The organism is Halovivax sp., assembly GCA_007119345.1.
Lineage (GTDB): Archaea > Halobacteriota > Halobacteria > Halobacteriales > Natrialbaceae > Halovivax.
In genome coordinates this window covers 1-21596 of the sequence record SKPV01000221.1, presented here as the reverse complement: position 1 = coordinate 21596, position 21596 = coordinate 1, and the positions used below count along the sequence as shown (strand labels likewise).

Below are 21596 nucleotides of genomic sequence, written 5' to 3'. Positions count from 1 at the left end.
CCGCCGGCGCCCCGCCGGCCGGTCACGCTCCGGACGCGGCCGGCGGAACCGCGCCGACGGTCGCCGACGCGACCCCCGCGGAGGGTGCCGTCGCGTCGACGACCGGCAGGACCGACGAGGAGGTCATCGAGCAGCGGCTGGCGCTGGGCCAGCTCCCGGACGAGCCCGGCGAGTTCCAGACCGAGGCGCGGTTCGTCGTGCCGGACGCGGTGGAACGCCTCGAGGTCGAACTTCCGCCGGAGGCCGACGTCGAGGGCGCCGACGGGTTCGAATCGGCGGGCGGCTCGACCTACGAGTGGACGGGCGCGACGGCGGAACCGTCGGTGACGTTCCGTCTGGACGCCGACGAACGCCGCGACGATGGCGGTCACGCGGCGAGGGCCCCGTCGACCGACGCCGCCTCCGTCCCAGTCGAGGGCGGCGGGCTTCCGGCGGCGGCCGCCGACGAGGGCTACGACTTCGTCGAGACCGGCGAGTGGGGCATCGTCGCCGTCCCGCAGCTCGACCTCGCCTGGACGCACGAGCGCGGCGCGTCGATCTCGGTCGAGCGATCCGCCGCCGTCGACGGGCCGGGTGCGGTCGGCGAGACCATCGCCGTCTTCGGCGAGGTCGACGAGCACGTCGCCGGGGCGGGCGAGGAGACCCACCGGCTGGTCGTCCCCGAGGCGGCGGATCTGGTCGAGTCGCCCGACGACGTCCTCGACGCGCTCGCCGCGGCCGAGGCCGGGCTGGCGATCGGCGCGACGAACGACGGGTTCTTCGTGGTCGCGGCGCCGACCGACGACGTCGAGTGGCGGGCGGCGGGCCTGCAGTACGGCGCGGACGACGCGTGGGTGCGGGCCGACGCGCGCCTCGACGACGCCCCCAACGTCTGGCTCCACGAGTACGTTCACTCCCGGCAGCCGTTCGCCGGCGTCCCCGACGGCACGACCGACGAGACGAGGTGGCTCGTCGAGGGGCAAGCCGACTACTACGGGACCCTGCTCGCACTGGAGCAGGAGCTGATTTCCCACGACGACTTCCGCGCGGTCCTCGAACGAGGGCAGCGCTCGCCCTACGACGAGGGCGTCCTCGCCGAGCCCGACAGCTGGGGCCACCCCGAGACCGATTACGCCCGCGGACCGCTCGCCCTGGCCGCGATCGACCGCGAGATCAGGCTCGCGACCGACGGCGATCGGACGCTCGCGACCGTCTTCCGGGACCTGAACCGCGCCGACCACCCGATCGAGCACGCGACGTTCCTCGAGAGCGTCAAGCGCGCCGGCGGCGCCGACGCGCGGGCGATCGCCGAGCGCTACGTCGAGACCGAGGCGATTCCCGACACCTGGAGCGCGAGCGAACACCGGGAGGCGTTCGGCGGCGAGGCGACCGCCTTCGCGTACGCGTTCGACGACGACGCGATCGAGGTGACGGGCGAGTACCGCGTCGGCGAGATCGAGAGCCCGGACGAACTCGTCCCGGGCGAGACCGCGTCGATCCCCGTCTCGATCGAGAACGTCGACGACCGGACGGGGACCTACGACGCGATCCTCCGGGTCGACGGCGACGTCGTCGACGAGCGCGGCGGCGAACTCGCCGCCGGCGAGCGGACGAGCGAGCGCCTCGAGTGGACGCCCGAGGATGCCGGCACCTACGAGCTGCGGATCGGCGAGGAGCACCGCACGGTCGAGGTGCGCGAGCCCGCGGCGGCGACCGTCACCGACGTCTCGGTGAGTCCGCGCGCCGTCGACGTCGGCGAGGAGGTCACCGCGACCGTCACCGTGACCGGCGAGGAGGATCGCCCGTCCGAGGCCGACGTGGTCGTCTCGACTCCTGACGGCACCGTCGACGAGCGGACGGTCTCGCTCGGCCCCGGGGAGACGGAGACGTTCGACGTGACCGTCGCCTTCGAGCGGGAGGGGCGCAACGAAGTGTCCGCCGGCGACGAGTCGACCGTCGTCGGGGTCGGGACGGTCGCGGGGTACGTCGTCCGCGCGGAGGCCGCGATCGCCTCGACCCCGACCGTCGCCGGCGTCGGCGCCGCGGTCGCGCTGGTCGGACTGGCGGGGTTGCTCGCGATCCGGCGTCGCGGGTGAGCGCGCGCCGACGGGGAGTATCGGAACGGACCGGAAATCGGAGTTAGCCCGAGTTCAGAGAAGGCCGGAGATCAGAGAAGACCGGCTCAGGGCCCGTCAGACGCCGTCGTTCGGACGAAAGCCAGCTACGACAGCGCTTCGGCGAGCACCGACGCCACCGAGACCGCGCTCGCGGACCCCTCGATGGTGTCGGTGCCGTAGATCTTCTCGACGCCCGCTCGCGAGAGCCGGGCGTACGCGTTCCGGGCGAGCAGCGGGTGGACGCAGGCGACGAACGCGCGGCCCGCGCCGCGGTCACAGCAGACGCCCACGGCCTCGCTCATCGTCCCGCCCGTCGCGATGATGTCGTCGACGATCACGACGTCGCGGTCCGTCACGTCGACGTCGCTGGGGGCGATCTCGACCTCCGTCCCGGAGTGACGCGTCTTCTCGAAGTAGTCGACCTCGCCCTCGCCGCGGGCGTCGCGGACGGACTCGGCGATCCCCACGGCGCCGGCGTCGGGCGAGAGGAAGACGGGGTCGGCGAGGTCCCCCGGGAGCGGGTCGGCGAGCGCGGGCGCCGCGTCGACGGCGGTCGCCGGGGGATCGAAGAAGTCACAGACCGCCCGCTCGTGCGGGTTGACGGTCAGCACCCGATCGGCGCCGGTCGAGATCGCGCGCGCCACCGCCCGGGCCGAGACGGGATGGCCGGCCGCGAACGCCTCGTCCTGGCGCGCGTAGCCCATGTACGGGACGACGGTGACGACCTCCTCGACGCCCGCCTCGCGGGCGGCGTCCTGGAGCTGGAGCAGTTCGACGTGGGCGTCGCTCGAGACCGTCGACGCGACGACCACCGCGCGATCGGGTCGGGCGCCCTCCGCGAGCGACGGCACCGACGCCAGCAACTCGCCGTCGGGGAAACGATCGAACGAGACGTCGGCGAGCGGCTCGCCCAGTTCGGCGGCGAGCGACGCGGCCAGCGACTGCGAGGCGGACCCACTGACGATCATGGTCGAGGGGACAGGCGGGGGATACGAACCGGTTTCGGTTGGAGTGCGAGGATCCGAACGGAGTGAGGATCCTCGGGACGGCGAGCGGTGAGCGGGTGCGAGGCCGAGCGGTAGCGAAGCCTCGAGAAAGCGAACGGCGAAGCCGTAAGCGAAGGGAACCGCGAGCCGCGAGGATCGAGCGAAGCGAGATCCTCGGAAATACGGACGCCGAGGCTCGAACGATTACCGGCGCGAACCGCCCACGACGGGAGTGCGCTCCGTCGATCAGCTGGCGCAGTAACCGCCGGTCGTGTCGCCCGCGATCCGGAGGTCGCCCCCGTGACCGATGATGACGAGCAGCGAGATGCAGTCGGGATCGTTCCAGTCCCCCGGCGTCACCTCGACGAACTGTTCCCCGTCGAGTCGCACGCGGACGCGGAAGTTGCCGCCGTCGGACGACCACTCGCGTTCCAGCTCGACGCCGCCCTTGCGCGCCTCGAGCTCGACCGTCCGCCAGGCTTCCGTCGAGCCGTCGATCTCGACCTGGACGTCGATCTCGTGATTCTCCTCGTGAAGGTTGTCGACCGTGATGTCGCCGAGGACGGTGCCCTCGACGCCGTTGAATCCGTCGTCGTTCCCGTCGTCCGTGTCGTCGTCCGCGGAGGCCGTGGCCTCCTCGGCGTCGTCGCCGCTCTCGTCGTCCGGTTCCTCGTCGTCCTCGCTATCTCCCAGACAGCCCGCCAGTGCACCGGTCCCCACCACGGCACCGGTCGCGGCGAGTAGCCGTCGACGCGTACAGTCGTGCATGGGAGAAGGTTCGGCCTGTCCGGGATAATTGTTTGTCAGACACGTCTCCTCGGGCTGTCACGTGACGGCCGTCATCGGACGACGATGCCGGCCACGTTACGGACGCCGATCGACCGCGTCCGAGCGCCATCGGGTCCGACCGCCAGCACGGTTCCCCCGGTCGTGACGGCGTAGACGTACCCCGGCTCGCCGCGGGCGATTCCGGCGATCGGGCCGTCGGCGGACGCGAGTTCCCGCCACTCGCCCCCGTCGGTCGCGATCGAGGCGCCGGCGTGCTCGTACAGCGACGATCCGACGGCGGCGATCGCGCGGTCTCGCCCGTCCTCGTCGGTCGACGGCGCGGCCGCGACGGCCTCGACGGCGCCCTCGAACGTCCGCACCCAGCCTGGGCCGAGCGCGTAGAGGCCGACGCCCGTCGCGGCCAGCGGCGTCCCGGTCGCGTCGACGTCCCGGACGTCATCGAGACCGACCGGCCGCAGGCGGTCCCCGTCGAGCCGGTAAACGCCGCGGTCGGTCCCGACGAGCTCGCCGTCTATCGCCCTGATCGAGAGGGGCGCCGAACCGTCGACGTCGGCCGGACCGACGAGGGAGCGCCAGCCGTCGTCTCCGTAGCCGGCGAGGGCGCCGTTCGGCGACGCGGCCACGAGTCCGGTCGGCCCGAAGCCGACGGCGACCGACGGGCCGAAGCCCGTCTCCTCGAGGACGAGGTCCTCGCGCGGCTGCTCGTCGGGATCGGCGGGTTCGACGGCGGCACCGACCAGCACGTCCTCGGCCGTCGCGACGGCGAGGGAAGGGCCATCGGTCGACTCCTCCCGAGCGGGACCGGCCGCCAGCGCGACGTCCCGAGCCGACCGACGATCCGCGAGCGAGAACTCCCCGATCGCGTCGGCGGTGACGCGCAGACGGACGAGGCCGGTGTCGCTCGCGACGTACCCCTCGCGGGCGCCGGTACGGTCGCCGTAAATCCGCTTCTCGTCGATCGACTCCATTGACGTATGGTCATCGGGCCGGATCGAAAGCGTTGCGTCGAGCCGGCCCCGTCGGCCGCGACGGCGAATCGTCCGCACCGAACGGTCGCGCCGCTCGGCCGCGTCGAACGGGAAGGGCGAACCGACGGCGATCGAGGGGACTCCGCCGCGGTCGAGTGACGGAGTGCAGTCACGAACGGCCGCGCGAGCGCCGCCCTCGCTGCGAGGCTCCGCAATTCCTATGGGGTGGCCGTACGGACTAGGCATCGATGGAAGTGTTCGGGTCGAGCGGGACGCGCGGCGTCGCCAACGAGGAGTTGACGCCGGCGTTCGTGATGCGGGTGGCCAAGGCGGCCGGGACGGCGTGGGGAGCCGAGCGGGTGGCCATCGCCCGCGACACCCGCCACACCGGACGGATGCTGGTCGACGCGGCGACGAGCGGACTCGCGAGCGTCGGGGCCGACGTCGACCGACTGGGGATCCTCCCGACCCCCGGGGTCCAGGCTTACGCCGAGCGCGAAGGGGTGCCGGCGATCGTCGTCACGGCCTCGCACAACCCGCCGCAGTACAACGGCGTCAAGCTCGTCGGGGCCGACGGCGTCGAGCTGTCGGTGGCCGACCTCGAGGGCATCGAGGCGACGCTGCTCGACGAGTCGTTCGCCGACGCCCCCTGGAACGAGATCGGCCGCGTCCGCGACGTCGACGGCGTCCGTCGGTGGTACGTCGCGGACCTGCTCGCCGGCGTCGACCGCGAGCGGATCGCCGACGCCGACCTGACGGTCGCGCTCGATCCGGGCCACGGCGCGGGCTCGCTCACCAGCCCCGAGTTCTTCCGCTCGCTCGGCTGTCGCGTCGTCACCGTCAACGCCCAGCCGGACGGGCACTTTCCGGGCCGAGATCCCGAACCGGTCGCGGAGAACCTCGGCGAGCTCGGGCGGCTGGTCCGGGCGGCCGAGGCCGACGTCGGCATCGCCCACGACGGCGACGCCGACCGCGCGATCTTCTTCGACGAGAACGGCGAGTACGTCGAGGGCGACGCGACGTTCGCGGCGCTGGCGGCCGCCGAGCTCGGCGCCGGCGACACGATCGTCTCGGCGGTCAACGTCTCCCAGCGAATAGTCGACGTCGCGACCGAGGCGGGCGCGGAGCTGGAGCTGACGCCGATCGGCTCGACCAACATCATCACGCGAATCCGCGAGCTCGACGCGGACGGTCGGCGCGTGCCGATCGCCGGCGAGGGCAACGGCGGGATCTTCTTCCCGGACTACCGGCTCGCTCGCGACGGCGCCTTCACGGCCGCCCGGTTCCTCGAGCTGGTGGCCGACGCGCCCGCGAGCGAGCTCGTCGCCCCCTACGACGGCTACGCCAACGTCCGGCGCAACCTCGAGTACGGGTCGACCGCCGAACGCGACGCGATGCTCGACGCGGCGGCCAACCACGCCCACGCCGCCGACGCCGAGTTGAACACCCGGGACGGCTACCGGCTCGACTACGGCGACGCCTGGGTGCTCGCTCGCCCCTCCGGGACCGAGCCGCTCGTGCGGATCTACGCCGAAGCCCGCGAGCGCGAGCGCGCCGAAACGCTCGCCGAGGAGCTGTACGACGTGCTCGCGAACGCGAAAGCGTGAGCGCGGACCGTCGGGCGACCGACCGACCGTGAGCGTCGGGTGCGCACAGAGGCTCGCGCCGTCGGCGGATCGGTGCTGGCGGACTCGCGTTCGTGGTGGTGCGTTGGGATCCGCGTTCGTGGTGGTGCGTAGTGGAGTGGCCGCGCGTGCAGTGGCGCCCTCGCGACGCCGCCGGCCCCGCGCGCCCGCCGACCGGATCGAGCCGACCGCGGCCGGCGCCTGACTCTGACGTCGCCGTTGCTTTCAGGTATGCCGGCATGAACGCATCGACGGTTCAACGGATTCCGGTCGATCGTTCAGGCGCCAGCATCGGCGGCGAGGGAGCCTCCGGCGGCGAAGTTTCGACTGAATTCGGTTGAACGGTTCTGAACGATGCGAGATCGAGCCCGTTCGGACTCGGTGTCCGCGACCGCCCACCGCGTGAGACGGTCGCGTTCGTCCGCCCGCTCGGGCAAACGCTATCTCCCCGCGGTGAGAGCGACGGCCATGGAGACCGTCTTCTCGGCCCCGGCGCGGCCCGACGAACCGCTCCCAGAGTGGACCGACGGGACCGATCCCAGATCGTCGCCCGAGGTGGTTCGCCACTTTCTGGAGCGCCACAGCGGACCGGGGGACGTCGTCCTGGACCCGTTCGCCGGCTTCGGGACGACGCTCGTCGTCGCCGAGTCCATGGATCGGGAGGCCTGGGGCGTCGAGTACGACGGCGAACGCGCCGAGTACGTCCGCGAGCGGGTCGACCACCCCGAGCGCGTGCGCCAGGGCGACGCCCGCTCGCTCGGCGGCCTCGATCTCCCCACGGCCGACTGCGCGTTCACCTCGCCCCCGTACACGGTCGAAGGGGCGACGGACGACCCCTTCCAAAACTACGGCGGCGAGAGCGCCTACGAGCACTACCTCGCGAACGTCGACTGGGTGGCCGCGGGGCTGGCCGACCTGCTGGCCGCCGACGGCACCCTCGTGATGCAGGTGTCGAACCTCGTCCACGACGGCCGGACGACGACGCTCGCCTGGGACGTCGCCGACGTCGTCCGGGACCACCTCCGCTTCGAGCGCGAGGTGGTGATCCGGTGGGAGGACGGGCCGAAGTACGGCTACGATCACGCCTACGGGCTCGTCTTCTCGAACGAGGACTGAGCGGAGCGCGGGAGGCGGCAAGCGTACCCGGACGACCGTGGCCGACGATCGTACTCCGACGATCGTACTCCGACGCTCGTCCGCCGATCGGCGCCGTCACGGGTTCGCGTGCCGCCGTCGACCGCCGGCTGTGTCTTTTTCCGGGACCGGACTGTCGTCGTCTACCGATGGTCGACGTGGAGTCAGCGCTCCGTGCCGTGCGGCGTCGCGACGAGCCCTCGGAGCGGCGACTCGACCGATCGGACGAGAACCGGGTGAAGCGGTGGGTCCTCTTCGACGGCGACCGCGAGTACGTCGCCGCCGGGCTGCTCGCCACCGTCTTCGCGATACTGCTCGTGATGGGCGGCATCTGGCCGATCCAGTACCAGGAGCTGTTGGCCGAGACGACGATGGTCCAGACGGTGTTCAACACGCTGCTTTCCGGGACGATCCTGCTGGTCTCGATCGTCGTCTCGATCGCGGCCGTCGGCATCTCCCAGGAGCTGACCTCGCTGGGCGATCAGTCCGAGCGCGTCGACACGATCATGGAGTTCCAGGGCGACATCGAGGAGCGCGACATCGTCGAGGTGAGTCCGGCGCGGCCGGGACAGTTCACCGCCGTCGTCCTCCGGGCGATCAAAGAGCAAGCGGACGAACTCCAGCGCATCGACGGCGACGCGAGTCGCGAGTACCGCGAGGAGGTCGACCGCCTCCGGGAGGACATCCACGAGAACACCGAGGAGGTGCTGACGACGCTCTCCCGGGTGGAAACCGGCTCGACGGACGAGTTGCTCACCGGCCTCAACTACGACTCCTCCTGGCAGCTCTACCAGTCCCGGCGGATCCTCGTGAAGTACGGCGACCAGCTCTCCGAGGCCGAAGAGCGGGCGATCGCGGAGATCCAGGCCACGCTCCGCAAGCTGATGGTCAGTCGCGAGTACTTCAAGACGCTCTACTACAAGCTCGAGCTCTCGGACCTCTCGACGACGCTGTTGACCGTCTCGCTGCCGATCATCGTCTTCATCACGTACGTCCTGCTCGCGATCGACTCCGGCTTCTTCCCCGCCGTCTCGTTCTACGGCTACACGCCGCTGACGGTCTTCATCAGCCTGGCGTACACGATCGCGCTCGCGCCGTACGCCGTCCTCACCTCCTACGTGCTCCGCGCCGCGACCGTGACGAAGCGGACCCCCGAGGAGGGCCCGTTCGTGCTCGACCCGGATCGGGTGACCGCGTACGACCGGTCCGACGGCGGCGAGTAGCGACGACCAGGGCGGCGGCGAGCAGTGACGACCAGGGCGGCGGCGAGCAGTGACGACCAGGGCGATCGAGAGTAGCGACGATCGGGACGCCGAAGCGGCGCCGCACCGATTGGCGCCGGACTCCCGCACCGGCCGCCGCTTATCCTTTCGCGGCGCGAAGACGCAGGAAATGGCGCCGAAACTGGAGACCGAAGACCTCACGCGGGTCGTCGACGGCGAGCGCGTCGTCGACCGCGTCTCGCTGGCCGTGCGTGCGGCCGAGGTACTGACGATCGTCGGTCCCTCGGGCGCGGGCAAGTCGTCGTTCCTCCGACTGTTGAACCGGCTCGACGAGCCGACCGAGGGGACCGTCTTCCTCGACGGAACGAACTACCGCGAGCTCGATCCGGGGACGCTCCGGCGACGGGTCGGGTTGATCCCCCAGCAGCCGGCGCTGCGGCCCGGGACCGTGTTCGAGAACGCGACCCTGGCCTTCCGGGTGCGCGACGAGCCCGTCGACGACGAACGGATCGAGCGCCTGCTCGCGGCGGTCGAGCTCGACGGCTACGCCGAGCGGGACGTCGAGCGCCTCTCGGGGGGCGAACGCCAGCGCGTCTCGATCGTGCGGACGCTGGCGAACGAGCCCGAGGTGCTCTTGCTGGACGAGCCGACGTCGAGCCTCGACGACGGGACGGAATCCCGGATCGAAACGCTGCTCGCCGGCCTCATCGACGACTACGACCTGACCTGCGTCCTCGTCACGCACGACACCGACCAGGCTCGCCGGCTGGGCGACCGAATCGCTCGCTTCGAGGGGGGCGAATTGGCCCGGATCGGCCGACCCGACGAGGTGGTGCTGTGACGGGGCCGGTCGAGCAGTTCCTCCGGCAGGCGAGCGACCCCGTCGTCGTCCGGGGGTTCCTGCAGGTCGCGGTCGCCGTGGCGCTGGTCGCGATCGTCCTCGCGGTCGCGACCGCCAGACGGCTCGACTTCCGCCGCGAGGTCGGCGTCGCGATGGGGCGGGGATTCCTCCAGATCCTCGCGGCGGGCGCCGTCATCGGGATCCTGCTGACGGCCCACCTGGCCTGGGCGGGCCTCGTTCTGGCGTTCATGATGGGCGCCGCGGCCTGGATCTCCCACAAGCGCGGGGCGGAGATTCCGGGCGCGTTCCGCGCGTCGGTGGTGGCGATCGCGCTCGGATCGGGGACCGTCATCGTCGCGATGGCGGTCGCCGGCGCGATCGAGACGACGATGCGGGACCTGATCGTCGTCGGCAGCATGATCATCGCGATGGCGATGCAGACGAACTCGCTGGCCCAGGAGCGGTTCACCAGCGAGCTGCGCTCGAACCGCGAGGAGATCGAGGCCGTCCTGAGCCTCGGCGCGCCGCCCGACCGGGCGGTCGAAGCGCACGTCTCGGACAGCGTCTACGGTGCGCTCATCCCCGTGCTCGACAAGACCAAGAGCCTGGGGGTCGTCGCGATCCCGGGCATGATGGCGGGAATGGTCATCGCGGGCGCGAACCCGATCTACGCCGCCCAGTACCAGTTCGCCATCATGGTGATGCTGTTCTCCGCCGGCGCGCTGACGACGATGACGAGCACCTACCTCGTGAGCGGCTACGCCTTCACCGAGGCCGACCAACTGAACGAGGGTGTCCTCCGGGCAGCCGAGGCGTGATCGCGAACCGGCCGGTCGCTGCCGCTCGAACTGACCGGATCACTGCCGCTGAACCGCCCGGATCGCCGCCATCCGGCGGCCGGAGCGGTCCCCGTCGACGGGGGCGGGCCCGAGGACGCGACGCGATGTGGGTCGATCGAGAATCGGCCTGCGCGCCGTCGCAGAGGCCCGGATTTAACACGTCTCCCCGGGTAGCGCCGTCCATGTCCGAACCCGATACCGTCGACGTGACCGTCGTCGGCGGCGGAGTCGCCGGCCTCTCGGCGGGGACCTTCACCGCCCGCCACGGCCTCGAGACCGTCGTCTGTTCCGCCGGCGGATCGCTCCTCAGGCGCAACGCGCACCTGGAGAACTACCCGGGATTCCCCGCGGGCGTGAACTCGCGGCTGCTCCTCGAGCTGATGGCCGAGCAGGCCGAGCGAGCCGGCTGCGAGTTCCGCGAGGCGACGGTGACGCGCGTCGAGCGGGCCGCCGGCGGCCTGGCGGTCGAGACGGCCGACGACGACGCGTGGGCGTCGGCCGTCGTGATCGCGGCGACGAAGAACGAGACGGGCTACCTCGACGGTGTCGACGGGATCGAACTCGTCGAGCGGGGCAAGACGTTCGTCGAGACCGACGATCGGGGCCGTACCGGCGTCGAGGGGCTCTACGCGGCGGGGCGGCTGGCGGGCAAGCCCCACCAGACGGTGATCGCCGCCGGCCACGGCGCCGAGGTCGCCGTGACGGTCCTCGAAGCCCACGGCGAGGGTTTCTACCACGACTGGGTCGCCCCCGAGGGCTACTTCACCGGACGCGGGATCGACGTCCCGCCCGGCGTCGAGGAGATCGACGAGGACGAGCGCCGGGAGCGGGAGGCGAAGTCGCTGGCGGTGATGCGGGAGTACTTCGCGGAGCGTCATCCCGAGGAGCCGGAGCAGCATCCGAACGCGGAGTGATCCCGACTGTGCGGCGATCGCGGCGACTCCCGGCACCCGTAGACCGACCCCCGGCACCCGTAGACCGGCCCCCGGAACCTGTAGACGCCCGATATAACTCGCTGGGGCGCCAACACTCCGAAAATGGGTAGAGACGCCCGGTTCGGAACCGACGTCGGGACTCGGAGGCTGCGGACGGACGCCGAGCGGGAGACGTTCGGCGCCGCCGCGCTCCTCGCGCCGGCGCGCTCGCGGACCGGAGCGCGGTTCGAAACCCCCGAAGAGCGGTTCATCGAGGAGCTTCCGGACGCCCGTCGGGAGATCTGTCGCCGGCTGATCCGGGGACTGCTCAGGGGTCGGCCCGAGGGACTGGCGCCGTTCGCCGTCGTCGACCGCGAGGACCCGTCCCTGCCCCCGGAGGCCCACGACCTGTTGCGATCCGCGGGCGCCGCGGAGCTCTCCCGGCGACTCCGTCCGCTGCCCGCCGACTGCCGATTCGTCGCGTTCCAGCCGCTGCCCGCGTCCGAGTCGATCCTCGCCGCGCCGATAGCGGCCGCGGGCGGCTACGATCGGTACCGGTTCGCGGGCCCGATCCGGCTCCTTCGAGGAGCGAACGCGATCCGGGAACCCCACCCGGTCGAGGTGGTCTCGCTGGTCGCGCGGGAGGGCGCGGTCTCCTCGGCCGAGCAAGCCGACAGGATCGCCGCGGAGGTGGCCGAGAGCGCCGCGAACCTCGCGTTCGCCCGGGCCGCCGGATCGTCGGAGATCGACGCGGAGTCGGACGGTCCGGCCGAGGCGGAGACCGTCCTCGACGTCGCCGACTCGCTTCCGGGCGCCGATCCGACGAGTTCGCTGGAGCGGCTCGCGACCGAGGGCCACCCGTTCCACCCGGGCGCGAAGATCAGGCGCGGGATGACGCCGGCCGAGTCGCTGCTGTACGCGCCGGAGTTCGCCGCCGAGATCGACGTGCGGTTCGTCGCCGTCGAGCGGTCGTGGACCCTTCGGGAGGGGACCGACCGCACGTTGACCGACATCCTCGTCGACAGCTTCCCCGGCCTCGAAGCCGCCCTGGAGCGGGCGATCCCGTCGGGTCGCTCGCCGGACGAGTTCTCGGCGATCCCGATCCACCCCTGGCAGTTCTACCGCGTGATTCCCGATCGGTACGCCGACCGGATCGAGGCGGGGCGAGTGGTGCCGATCGCCGACTTCTCGTGGCCGGCGACGCCGCTGAGCAACCTCCGAACGGTGGTGCCGCGCGCGCCGGACGGGTCCGACGCGGGGCACCCGCCGCACGATCCGGGAGCCCGACCGTCGCCGCACCTCAAGCTGGCGGTCGACGTACAGCTGACGAACGTCGTCCGGACGGTCTCCCCGCAGGCGGTCTCGAACGGGCCCCGGGTGACCGAACTGCTGGAGGACATCTGGGAGCGCGAGTCGTTCGAACGCCTCGGCGTGTGCCGGGAGCTCGCTGCGGCGTGTTACCACGCCCCGGGCGGCCCGCATCCCGACGGCGAGCACTTCGACGACGCGCGACACCTCTCGGGACTGGCCCGCCAGAACCCGTACGCGCACCCGCTGGTCCCGGACGGGGCGATCCCGGTCTCCGTGGGGAGCCTGCTCGCCACCTCGCCCGTCACGGGCCGCCCGATCGTCCGCGACGCGATCGATCGGTTCGCGGTCGGACGTGACGGGGTCGGCCCGCGAGACGTCGGCGTCGCCGGCGAACCGGGCGAACCGTCGGCGGCCGACGACCCGACCGTCGCGCGTGCCTTCTTCGAAACCTACGTCGACGCGGTCGTCCCCGAACAGCTGGAGCTCCTGAGCGCGTACGGCGTCGCGCTGGAGTCGCACCCGCAGAACTCCGTCGTCGTCCTGGACGGCGGGCGGCCGGTCGCCGCGCTGGTCCGCGATCTCGGCGGGATCCGCGTGCTCGACGAGCGTCTCGCCTCTCGCGAGCTCGCGTTCGACGCCTATCCCGACTCCGACCTCGACGCGGACGAGGAACGGGACCTCTACGACAAGCTCTACTACGCGCTCTTCCAGAACCACTTCGGCGAGCTGATCGCGACGCTCGCCGAGCACGCGGCGCTCTCGGAGGGGGACTGCTGGGCGCACCTCCGGGACCGCTGCGCGGAAACCTTCGAGACGCTGAGAGCGAACCCGAACGTCCCCGGCGGGCGCGTCGATCGCGACGAGGCCGCGCTGTTCGCGGATCAGACGACCCACAAGGCGCTGACCGCGATGCGCCTGCGGGGAAAGCGCCACGAGTACGTGACGAGTCGCGTGTCGAACCCGCTGGCGTCGCGGAACGAGTAGTTCCCAGCACCCCGTTCGCCGTCCCCGTTCGCTGCAGCCCCCGGGACTTCGAGGAGAGAGCGGTAGCGCGCTCGCGCGATACGACCGGTTCTGGTGGTTACGTCGTCCCGCGGGCGATCGTCACCGACACCGGCGAGTTCCGGATCACCTCCTCCGCCACGCTCCCGACCAGGATCCGCGACAGGCCCGACCGACCGTGGCTACCCATGACGACGTGATCGACGTCCCGGTCGACCGCGAACCGGCGGATCTCGCGGGCCGGCTGGCCGCGGACGACCCGGGTCTCGATCGTCCGCCCGCACTCGGCCGCGATCTCGTGGGCGTCGGCGAAGAGCCCCTCGGCGAGTTCGTCTTCGGCCACCTGGAGGTCCTCCGTGCCGGCGCCGTCGATCGCGCTTCCGGCGTCGCTCGCGTCGAGGACGTGCAGGACGACGAGTTCGGCGTCGGAAAACAGCGAACAGGCCTCCTCGAGCGCGGTCCTTGCGGGTTCGGAGTCGTCGAACGGGACGAGTACCCGGTCGGTCATGCGGCCTTCCACCACGCCCAGCGGTAAAACCTTGCGAGCGGAAGGGTGCGATTATCGCCTCACTCGAGATCGGTCCCGGCCTCCCTCGCGACCGTGACGGTGACCGGCGCCTCCCGGATCACCCCTTCCGCGACGCTTCCGACGAGGATCCGCGACAGCCCCGAGCGCCCGTGGCTGCCCATCACGACGTGATCGACGTCGCGTTCGGCGGCGTAGTCGACGATCGTCGGCACCGGGCGGCCGACCTCGATCGCGGTTTCGATCTCGGCGCCGCGCTCGGCGGCGGTCTCTTCCGCCTCCGCGAGCAGCTCGCGTCCCGCCTCCTTCTCGCTCTCGACGACGCTCCCCGCGGCGGCCCCTTCCATCCCGTAGCTCGAAGCGGTCGGTTCCACCACGTGCAGCGCCACCACCTCGGCGGCGTCGAACGTCTCGATCACCTCCCGAAGGGCGGCGCGGGCCGGTTCGGAATCGTCGATCGGAACGAGGACGCGTCCGCTCATGGGGGACGTACGGTCCGCCGACGGGTATAGGCTGGGCCGACCGGTTAGCGGTCGAGCGCGCTCGCCGCACGCTCCAGCGCCGCGTCGATGCGCTCGCGCTCGCGACGCAGGCTCGTCAGCTCCTCCTCGACGCCGCCTTCGGCGAGGCGATCGCGCTCCTCGTCGGACAGCCCCTCGCGCGCGGTCGCGGCGGTCTGCAGCCGATCGTAGTCGGGATCGCGGGTCAGGTCGCGGATCTCGCGGAGCAACCCGACGACCTCGTCGCCGCTCACGGCTCCCCCCGGTCGCCGTTCGCCGTTCCGAGGTGGTTCGCTGTCGCTCACCACCTCGCGCGCGATCCGGGCGACCAGCGGCCGCAGCTCCCGGATCCGGTAGCGCAGCTCGGCCGCGGGCGCGGGGGGCCAGTCGATCGTCAGGGGTTCGGCGTCGATCCGCTGGAGGTAGGTTCGTCGGGTGGCGACCTGGCGCTTGAGCGCGTCGGCGTCGTCGACGTGGTGGGACAGCTTCGAGCGCGAGTACTCGGCGTACTCGAGCAGTTCGGGGACCGTCAGCTCGCCGGCGTCGTTCGACTCGACGTACTCCCGAACGTCCTCGGGCGGGCGGTCGAACGGCACCAGCGGGAACCACCGGGTCCGCTCGAGGAAGGCAAAGAGTTCCCTCGCCGGCGCGGACGATCGATACTCGGCGAACGCCTCGCGGACGGCCTCGTCGTAGGTCGCGATCGGCTCCCGGAGGCGCTCGACCGGCGCGTCGAGGTCGACGTCGGCGAGTTCCAGCAGTCGCTCGCGGCGCTCGATCTCCTCTTCGAGGTCCGAACAGTGACGATTGGCGGCCTTTCGGGCGTCCGCGAGCGCCTCGCGGGCGGCCTCGCGCTCTTCGACGAGGTCGGCGTACTCCTCGGCGGGCGCGAGCGCGTCGCGGGCGCGCTCGAAGTCGCGCTCGGAGAGGCGGCGCTTGTCGATCGCGTCCCGGGCGGACTCGAACGGTCCGGAGTCGGCCAGCTCGTCCGGCAGGTTTCCGACCAGCGTCGCGAACTGCCCCTCGAGCTGGACGTACGCCTTGAAATTCTCGCGGCCGGTCCCCGTCGCGCGGTCCTCGTAGTGGTCGAGCAGCTGGCGCGCGTTCCGGTAGGCCTCGGCGCCGCGCTCGACGGCGTCCTCGCCCTCGCGCTCGATCCGGTCGGCGACGGTCTCGTAGCCCTCGATCGCCGACGCCAGCCGGTCGATCGCCTCCGAAGCGTCGCTCCCCGTCCCGGACGCGGCGGCGCTCGACCCGACGGATCGATGCCGGTCACTCATGGTCACTCGTAGACGGCCTCGGGATCGAAGACGCGCTCGCCCACCCGCTCGCCGTCGACGGTCCGGTAGAAGCACGACCGGTGGCCGGAGTGACAGGCGCCGCCCGCCTGCTCGACGACGTAGAGGAGGGCGTCGGCGTCGCAGTCGACGCGAACGTCCTCGACGCGCTGGACGTGGCCGCTCGAACGTCCCTTCTGCCAAAGTTCGTCCCGGCTCCGGGAGTGGTAGTGGGCCAGTCCGGTCTCCCTAGTGCGCGCGAGCGCCTCGGGCGAGACGTACGCGAGCATCAGCACCTCACCCGAATCGGCGTCCTGGGCGACGGCGGGGACCAGTCCGTCGTCGCCGAAGTCGACCTCGAGGTCGTTCATGTCCGAGGGGTGGTTCGTCACGGCGATAGGTCTTTTGTCGGCGAGGCGGTGAGCGTAGCGAACCGCCTCGGGATTGCGAACGGCGAGACGGCGAGTGCAACGAGCCGTCTCGATGTGGCGAGCGGCGAACGAAGTGAGCCGTGAGCGGGCACTCCGGCCGGCCCCGTTCCAGCCGGTTCGGTGGTCATCGGTTTACCGGACGTCCGTTTTCACCGTCGCCGTCCGGGTCGTCCGCGGCTTCGAGCGGCCGTCACGCCCGGGATCGTGGAATCGACGGGACGGCCGATCGTGGCCCCAATACGGGTCACGAGCCGACAGCTGGGCGGAGGGCAGTCGCTCGTAGAAACGGAGTCTCGATCCCGACTAGGGCACTTGAATTGATAGGTCTTGTGGTAACGCTGTACGGTAGCGTCAGAACTTGTACCCCCCGAATCCTACGAAATCGTGCCGATGAACGAACGAATCCTGGCGGCGATCGAGGCGAGAGGTCGGGACCTCGAGGTCCTGCGCACGCTCCACGACGTGCCGCCCCACGAGGTGTACGAGATCGAGTTCGACGGGCGGCGGGCCGTCTGCAAAGTGTCGGTCGCACCGCGGGGATCCGCCGGCGTCGAAGGGCGCGCGCTCCGACGCGTCGGTCGCGAGACCTCGATCCCGGTCCCCGACGTGCTCGACGTGGGCGAGGACTGGTTCGTCGCGGCCTACCGCGAGGAGGCGCCGGGCGACGTCCCGGACGACGAGAAGCGACTTCGCGAGGGGTGGCTCCGGGCGGCCGGACGCACCCTGGCGCGGCTCCACGAGGAGGCGACGTTCGATCGACCCGGACTGCTGGCGGTCGACGGCGATCCGACCGATTCCGCGAGTGGCCTCCGGGTCGAGGCGGCGGTCGACGCGACCTGGCCCGACGCCCTCGACGACCAGCTGGCCGTCTACGAGCGATCGGTCGCGGGGACCGGATACGCGAACGCGGTCGCCGGGGCGCGGGAGTTTCTACGAGCGCACGCCGATCGCTTCGACGTGCTCGAGGAGGGGTCGGCACCGCTCCTCCACGGCTGGTTCACTCCGGACCACGTCGCGGTGGCGGACGGCGAGCCGACGTGCGTGATCGACTTCGAGCACGCCCTCGCCGGGAGTCCCGAGTGGGACTACTGGCGGACCGCGGTGCCGCTATTCGTTGGCGGCAACTGGAAGCAGCCCGACGACGCCGAAGCGCAATTCCGGAGCGCCTACGAATCCGTCCGGCCGCTCCCCGACGGGTTCGACGATCGAGGCGAGTCCTACCGCGCGTTCGTGGCCGCGTCGCACTTCGACTCGCTCGCCACACAGCGCGGAATTCACGAGGAGACGCGCGAGATCGCGGAATTCCTGGTTGAGTACGTCGACGAGACGCTCGACTCCTGCCGGGATCGGTGGCGTTGAACGAAAACGACGAGCGTACGACGAGCGTCGGTCACCGCCCCAGCGCCGCAAGCGCCTCGGCCGCCTCGCGCGCCGCCTGGAGGCACTCGCGGGCGTAGCGCGGGTCGTCGGTTTCGGCCGCTTCGCGGGAGAAGCGCTCCAGCGCGGCGACGAGCGAGTCGCGGGCGCCGGCGAGGTCGCCGACCACGCGACCGCCGGTCGCGGGGCGGATCCCGTCCGGCCCGTGACCCGGGCTTCGGTCCGCGCGGTCGCCGGAGGAACCGGCCGGCTCGCCTTCGACGCCCGGATTCGCCGGCGACTCCGCGGCATCGAACGACCGGACGTCGTCCGCGGACGGCCGCGCGCCCGGCTCGGATTCCGCCGTGCGGTCGTCGTCGACCGCTCCGCGATCGGTCGCCGGCCGGTCCGCCGCGGCGTTCCCACCGGCGGCGTCCCTATCAGCGGCGTTCACGTCAGCGGCGTCGCCGTCAACGGCATCGGTCGCCGGCAGGTCCGCGGCAGGCGGGGTCGATCCGTCTCCGGCCTCCCCGACCGAGGCTTCGACCCCCTCGGGACCGCCGTGACAGCTCGGACAGAAGGTCGTCCCGTCCTGCTGGAAGAAGGGGTCGCCGCAGGTCCCGCAGTGGGTGTTGGTCATCGTCGCGCCCTTCAACAGGAGGTCGCTCATCCGCTGGGTGGCCTCCCGCTCGCGCTCGTCGCGCTCGTACTTCTCCCTGAGTTCCTCCCGGAGGGCCTCCTTGTCGATCCCTCCGTCGTCGTCCGTCTCGCTCATGTGGGTGCCAACGGGCTACGGCGTCGAAAAGGCTGCGAATGCGAGGAACCGAGCGGCGCGCGGTTCGACGCGAGCGCCGCGAGCGAGAACCGCGCGCAGCGAGGTTCCTCGGATACGCGAGCGGTGACCGCAGGGAGCCGCGAGCGCCGAGAGACCCCGTCCTGCGAGGATCACCGGACCCGCGAGCGGCGCGCGGTTCGACGCGAGCGCCGCTAGCGAGAACCGCGGAGAAGCGAACGTCGACCGGCGGGAGCCGTGAGCAGAGCGAGGATCGTGCGAACCGAGGTCCTCGAACGCGCGAGTCGCGGCCGCCGGAGGTAATCGGGTTCGCCGACGGCGGTGACGGCGCGCCGCACCCCGCTCGGTTCCACAAGACATTTGCCGACCGGTCGGGTTTCCAACACATGATGCGGCGAACCGTGCTCGCGGCAACCGGGGTTTCGGCCGCCGGTCTCGTCGGATGTCTCGATCGCATCGGCGCGGGCGGGCCACCGGATACCGTGACCTGTACCGCCGACTTCGTTCCGTACGTCATGCTCCCCGTGGAAGTCGCGAACGAAGTGGACGCCGCGTTCGCGGACGGAGCGTACGAAACCGACGGAGAGCTCTATTACGACGACGCGGTCGAGCGGGACGCGATCCTCTGGTACGCCGGCCACGACGAGCGAGGGTACGCGCTGGGGGAGGGGAGCGAGTATTACGAGTCGCGGATCGCGACGGAGGACGGTACCACCGTCCTCTCGTTCGAGAAAGCGGCGCCCTCCCTGGGTTCGCGGGTCGCGCTGATCCTTCGCAACCGGACCGAGGAAACGGTCGACGTCGCCGTGTCGATCGCGGCCGTCGACGAGGATCGCAGTCTCCGGGAGGAATCCGCGACCGTCGCCGCGGATTCGACCGAACGCGTCCCGATCTCCTCGGAACTGGGGGACTACGACGTGACGATCGACGTCGACGATCGGACGGCGCGCACGGAAACGCTCCCCGTCACCCCGGCGGGAGGCGATACGGAGGTGCAGATCCGGAACGACGACGTTTCGATCTGGACCGGCGGATGGGACCGCGGGGAGCCGCTCCCGTGTTTCGACGCCGGCGGCTGGTGGCCGGACGACCGGGGAGCGGCGGCGGATATGTAGCCGCGGAACGCGCGTCGAACCCCCGTCCCGTCGATCGGCCGACCGCGTCGTTTCGTTGCCGTCGGCGTCCGTTTCGAAGGGGCGACGGCAGCGGTAGGCGCCGTCCGTTTCGACGGTTCGACGGCGGCGGTGGGGGTCGGCCGGCGATTCGCGGGCGACGGCGGCCCGACTCACTCCGTCCGCTTGAACATCCCCTTCGAGGCGGGCCTGGTCTCCGCGAAGCCGAAGCGCTCGTAGAAGCCGTCGACGTCCGCCAGCAGGTTGACGTACGCTCGCGGCGGGGCGGTCTCGGTCACCCACCGGTCGAGCGCGGTCGTGACCGCGGTGCCCACGCCCCGTCCCTGGTGGTCGGGGTGGACGGCCATGTCGGAGATCTGGTAGACGGTGCCGTCGTCGCCAACCACGCGGCCCATCCCGACGACCGCCTCGGTCGGCTCGTGGACGGCGACGACGCCGTACAGCGAGTTCGGGAGGCCTCGCTCGATCCCCGCCGTCGACCGCGGTGCCATGTCGGCCGCCTCGCGGAGGCGAGCGAACGTCTCGGGGTCGGGGAGTTCCTCGCGGATCTCGTAGCCGTCGGGTGCGCCGACGTCGATCATATCCGGGACTCGGAGGGCGGGAAATTGAGCGTGTCGGGTCGCATCCGGGCGGCCGACCCGCGGCGGTCCCCGAGCCGTCACCCGCTCAGCGCCCCCTCCAGCAGCTCGACCGCCGCCGCCGGGTCCGCGGCCGTCTCGATCTCGAGTCCCGCGACCTCGTGAGTGTCGAGGCCGACCACGGGCCGGTCGTGGATCGCCGCGAAGCCGATCTCGGTGAGCGTGCCGGGGCCGCCCGAGAGCGCGATCACGCCGTCACCGTTCAGCGGGACGAGCGCGTTGCGCGCGTGGCCGAGTCCGGTCGCGACGACGACGTCGACGTGCGGGTTGGCCGCCTCCCGGTTCGGGCCCGGAAGGATGCCGATCGTCTCCCCGCCTTCGGATTTCGCGCCCCGACAGACCGCCTCCATGGTTCCGCCGCGGCCGCCGCAGACGACGGCGTGTCCCCGGCGGCCGAGCTCCCGGCCGACGGCCTCGGCCAGGTCCGCCTGTTCGTCCGTGATCGTTCCGCCGCCGATGACGCTGACGCGCATACCGAACGCAGGGGCGGCGAGCGTAATGGCGGATTCGATCCCCGCGGCCCGAGACGGTCCCGTGGCCCGAGACGGTCCCGCGACCCGAGACGGTCCCGCGACCCGAGACGGCCCCGCGGCCCGAGACGGTCCTCCGGTCACTCAACGGCGTCGGTGCCGAACGAGCAGCACCGCGGCCAGCAGGACGCCGAGCGCCGGGAACGCGGCGAGCGAGGCGAACAGGAGTCCGGTCCCGCCGTAGGTGAGGGCGATCCCGGCGATCGAGGCCCCGACGGCGCCGATCCCGAAGACGCCGAGGTAGGTGACGCCGAAGGAGAGCCCCTGGACGTCGGCGGCGGCGTACTCGCCGATCAGCGCCTGGTGGATCGGCGCCTCCATGTAGACGAAAAAGCCGAGCGCGGCGCAGACGAGCAGCGTCGCCGCGAGGCCGGCCGCGGTCGCGAGCGGGAACAGGAGGGTCACGACGAGCAGGGCGAGGAGCGCGAGGACGATCAGCCGTTCGGGTGCGCGGCGATCGCTCAGCGTCCCGCCGACGTACTGGCCGACGGCGCCGATCAGCAGCAAGCCGACGTAGACGTACTGGCCGGGTTCGAACGTCTCCTCGCCGACGTCGACGGGTTCGAGGACGGGAAGCCCGGCGAGGACGTCCGGCAGGAAGGTGAACACGCCCCGGTAGTACGTGCCCGCCAGGACCGCGATGGCGAACACGAGCGCGAAGCCGCCGACGAACAGCAGTCGGGT

At 71.6% G+C, this 21596-nt stretch carries 20 protein-coding genes and 1 pseudogene; 10 read left to right on the top strand and 11 right to left on the bottom strand.

Going from position 1 to position 21596, the window contains the following annotated elements:
• Positions 1-2075 (top strand): CARDB domain-containing protein (locus QZT59_RS15590; RefSeq protein WP_290818506.1); only part of this gene is annotated, 2075 nt, incomplete at its 5' end.
• 125 nt (positions 2076-2200) lie between these two features.
• On the opposite strand, the gene QZT59_RS15585 is transcribed toward QZT59_RS15590, so the two are convergent.
• From QZT59_RS15585 to QZT59_RS15575, 3 genes are all read right to left on the bottom strand, one after another.
• Entirely contained in the window at positions 2201-3064 is an 864-nt protein-coding gene (locus tag QZT59_RS15585) for a ribose-phosphate diphosphokinase (RefSeq protein WP_290818504.1), read from the bottom strand.
• A 264-nt stretch (positions 3065-3328) separates the two neighbouring features.
• Positions 3329-3850 (bottom strand): hypothetical protein, encoded by a 522-nt coding sequence (locus tag QZT59_RS15580; protein WP_290818502.1) that lies wholly within the window; start codon positions 3848-3850, stop codon positions 3329-3331.
• 71 nt (positions 3851-3921) lie between these two features.
• Positions 3922-4839: a hypothetical protein gene (locus tag QZT59_RS15575; protein ID WP_290818500.1), complete on the bottom strand. Its 918-nt coding sequence runs from the start codon at positions 4837-4839 to the stop codon at positions 3922-3924.
• Positions 4840-5087: 248 nt separating this feature from the next.
• Between QZT59_RS15575 and glmM the strand changes: the two genes are divergently transcribed.
• From glmM to QZT59_RS15540, 7 genes are all read left to right on the top strand, one after another.
• On the top strand, positions 5088-6446 hold the full coding sequence (gene glmM / locus QZT59_RS15570; RefSeq protein ID WP_290818498.1) for a phosphoglucosamine mutase: 1359 nt from the start codon (positions 5088-5090) through the stop codon (positions 6444-6446).
• A gap of 486 nt (positions 6447-6932) precedes the next feature.
• A complete protein-coding gene (locus QZT59_RS15565; protein ID WP_290818496.1) occupies positions 6933-7580 on the top strand; it encodes a DNA methyltransferase in 648 nt (215 codons plus the stop codon).
• A gap of 167 nt (positions 7581-7747) precedes the next feature.
• Positions 7748-8821: a hypothetical protein gene (locus tag QZT59_RS15560; protein ID WP_290818494.1), complete on the top strand. Its 1074-nt coding sequence runs from the start codon at positions 7748-7750 to the stop codon at positions 8819-8821.
• A gap of 169 nt (positions 8822-8990) precedes the next feature.
• Positions 8991-9662, top strand: a complete 672-nt coding sequence (locus tag QZT59_RS15555; RefSeq protein WP_290818491.1) for an ATP-binding cassette domain-containing protein — start codon at positions 8991-8993, stop codon at positions 9660-9662.
• Positions 9659-10480, top strand: a complete 822-nt coding sequence (locus QZT59_RS15550; protein ID WP_290818488.1) for an ABC transporter permease — start codon at positions 9659-9661, stop codon at positions 10478-10480. Before QZT59_RS15555 ends, QZT59_RS15550 begins: the two co-directional genes overlap by 4 nt.
• A 203-nt stretch (positions 10481-10683) precedes the next feature.
• Positions 10684-11415 carry an FAD-dependent oxidoreductase gene (locus QZT59_RS15545; protein ID WP_290818485.1) on the top strand — a complete coding sequence of 244 codons (732 nt, stop codon included), beginning with the start codon at positions 10684-10686 and terminating at the stop codon, positions 11413-11415.
• Positions 11416-11538: 123 nt separating this feature from the next.
• Positions 11539-13710, top strand: a complete 2172-nt coding sequence (locus QZT59_RS15540; RefSeq protein ID WP_290818482.1) for an IucA/IucC family siderophore biosynthesis protein — start codon at positions 11539-11541, stop codon at positions 13708-13710.
• A gap of 97 nt (positions 13711-13807) precedes the next feature.
• Here the strand turns inward: QZT59_RS15540 and QZT59_RS15535 are convergent, their stop codons facing one another.
• From QZT59_RS15535 to hisI, 4 genes are read right to left on the bottom strand one after another with little or no spacing between them, the layout of a single operon-like run.
• Positions 13808-14236, bottom strand: a complete 429-nt coding sequence (locus QZT59_RS15535) for a universal stress protein (RefSeq protein ID WP_290818479.1) — start codon at positions 14234-14236, stop codon at positions 13808-13810.
• 59 nt (positions 14237-14295) lie between these two features.
• Complete coding sequence (locus tag QZT59_RS15530) at positions 14296-14736, bottom strand: universal stress protein (RefSeq protein ID WP_290818477.1); 441 nt, start codon at positions 14734-14736, stop codon at positions 14296-14298.
• 44 nt (positions 14737-14780) lie between these two features.
• Complete coding sequence (locus QZT59_RS15525) at positions 14781-16034, bottom strand: hypothetical protein (protein ID WP_290818474.1); 1254 nt, start codon at positions 16032-16034, stop codon at positions 14781-14783.
• Between the two features lie 2 nt (positions 16035-16036).
• Positions 16037-16402, bottom strand: coding sequence for a phosphoribosyl-AMP cyclohydrolase (gene hisI, locus QZT59_RS15520; RefSeq protein WP_290818471.1), 366 nt, complete (start codon positions 16400-16402; stop codon positions 16037-16039).
• A gap of 450 nt (positions 16403-16852) precedes the next feature.
• Between hisI and QZT59_RS15515 the strand changes: the two genes are divergently transcribed.
• Positions 16853-17821: a phosphotransferase family protein gene (locus QZT59_RS15515; protein ID WP_290818468.1), complete on the top strand. Its 969-nt coding sequence runs from the start codon at positions 16853-16855 to the stop codon at positions 17819-17821.
• Between the two features lie 31 nt (positions 17822-17852).
• On the opposite strand, the gene QZT59_RS15510 is transcribed toward QZT59_RS15515, so the two are convergent.
• On the bottom strand, positions 17853-18593 hold the full coding sequence (locus QZT59_RS15510) for an Sjogren's syndrome/scleroderma autoantigen 1 family protein (RefSeq protein ID WP_290818465.1): 741 nt from the start codon (positions 18591-18593) through the stop codon (positions 17853-17855).
• Between the two features lie 404 nt (positions 18594-18997).
• Here QZT59_RS15510 and QZT59_RS15505 point away from each other — a divergent pair, with 404 nt between their 5' ends.
• Positions 18998-19726: a hypothetical protein gene (locus QZT59_RS15505; protein WP_290818462.1), complete on the top strand. Its 729-nt coding sequence runs from the start codon at positions 18998-19000 to the stop codon at positions 19724-19726.
• Positions 19727-19896: 170 nt separating this feature from the next.
• Here QZT59_RS15505 and QZT59_RS15500 read toward each other — a convergent pair whose 3' ends face one another.
• The 3 genes and pseudogenes from QZT59_RS15500 to QZT59_RS15490 all read right to left on the bottom strand — a co-directional run.
• On the bottom strand, positions 19897-20325 hold the full coding sequence (locus tag QZT59_RS15500) for a GNAT family N-acetyltransferase (RefSeq protein WP_290818459.1): 429 nt from the start codon (positions 20323-20325) through the stop codon (positions 19897-19899).
• Between the two features lie 77 nt (positions 20326-20402).
• Positions 20403-20855 carry a TIGR00725 family protein gene (locus QZT59_RS15495; protein WP_290818456.1) on the bottom strand — a complete coding sequence of 151 codons (453 nt, stop codon included), beginning with the start codon at positions 20853-20855 and terminating at the stop codon, positions 20403-20405.
• Between the two features lie 141 nt (positions 20856-20996).
• Positions 20997-21596, bottom strand: a pseudogene (locus QZT59_RS15490) (MFS transporter); the annotation flags it as partial.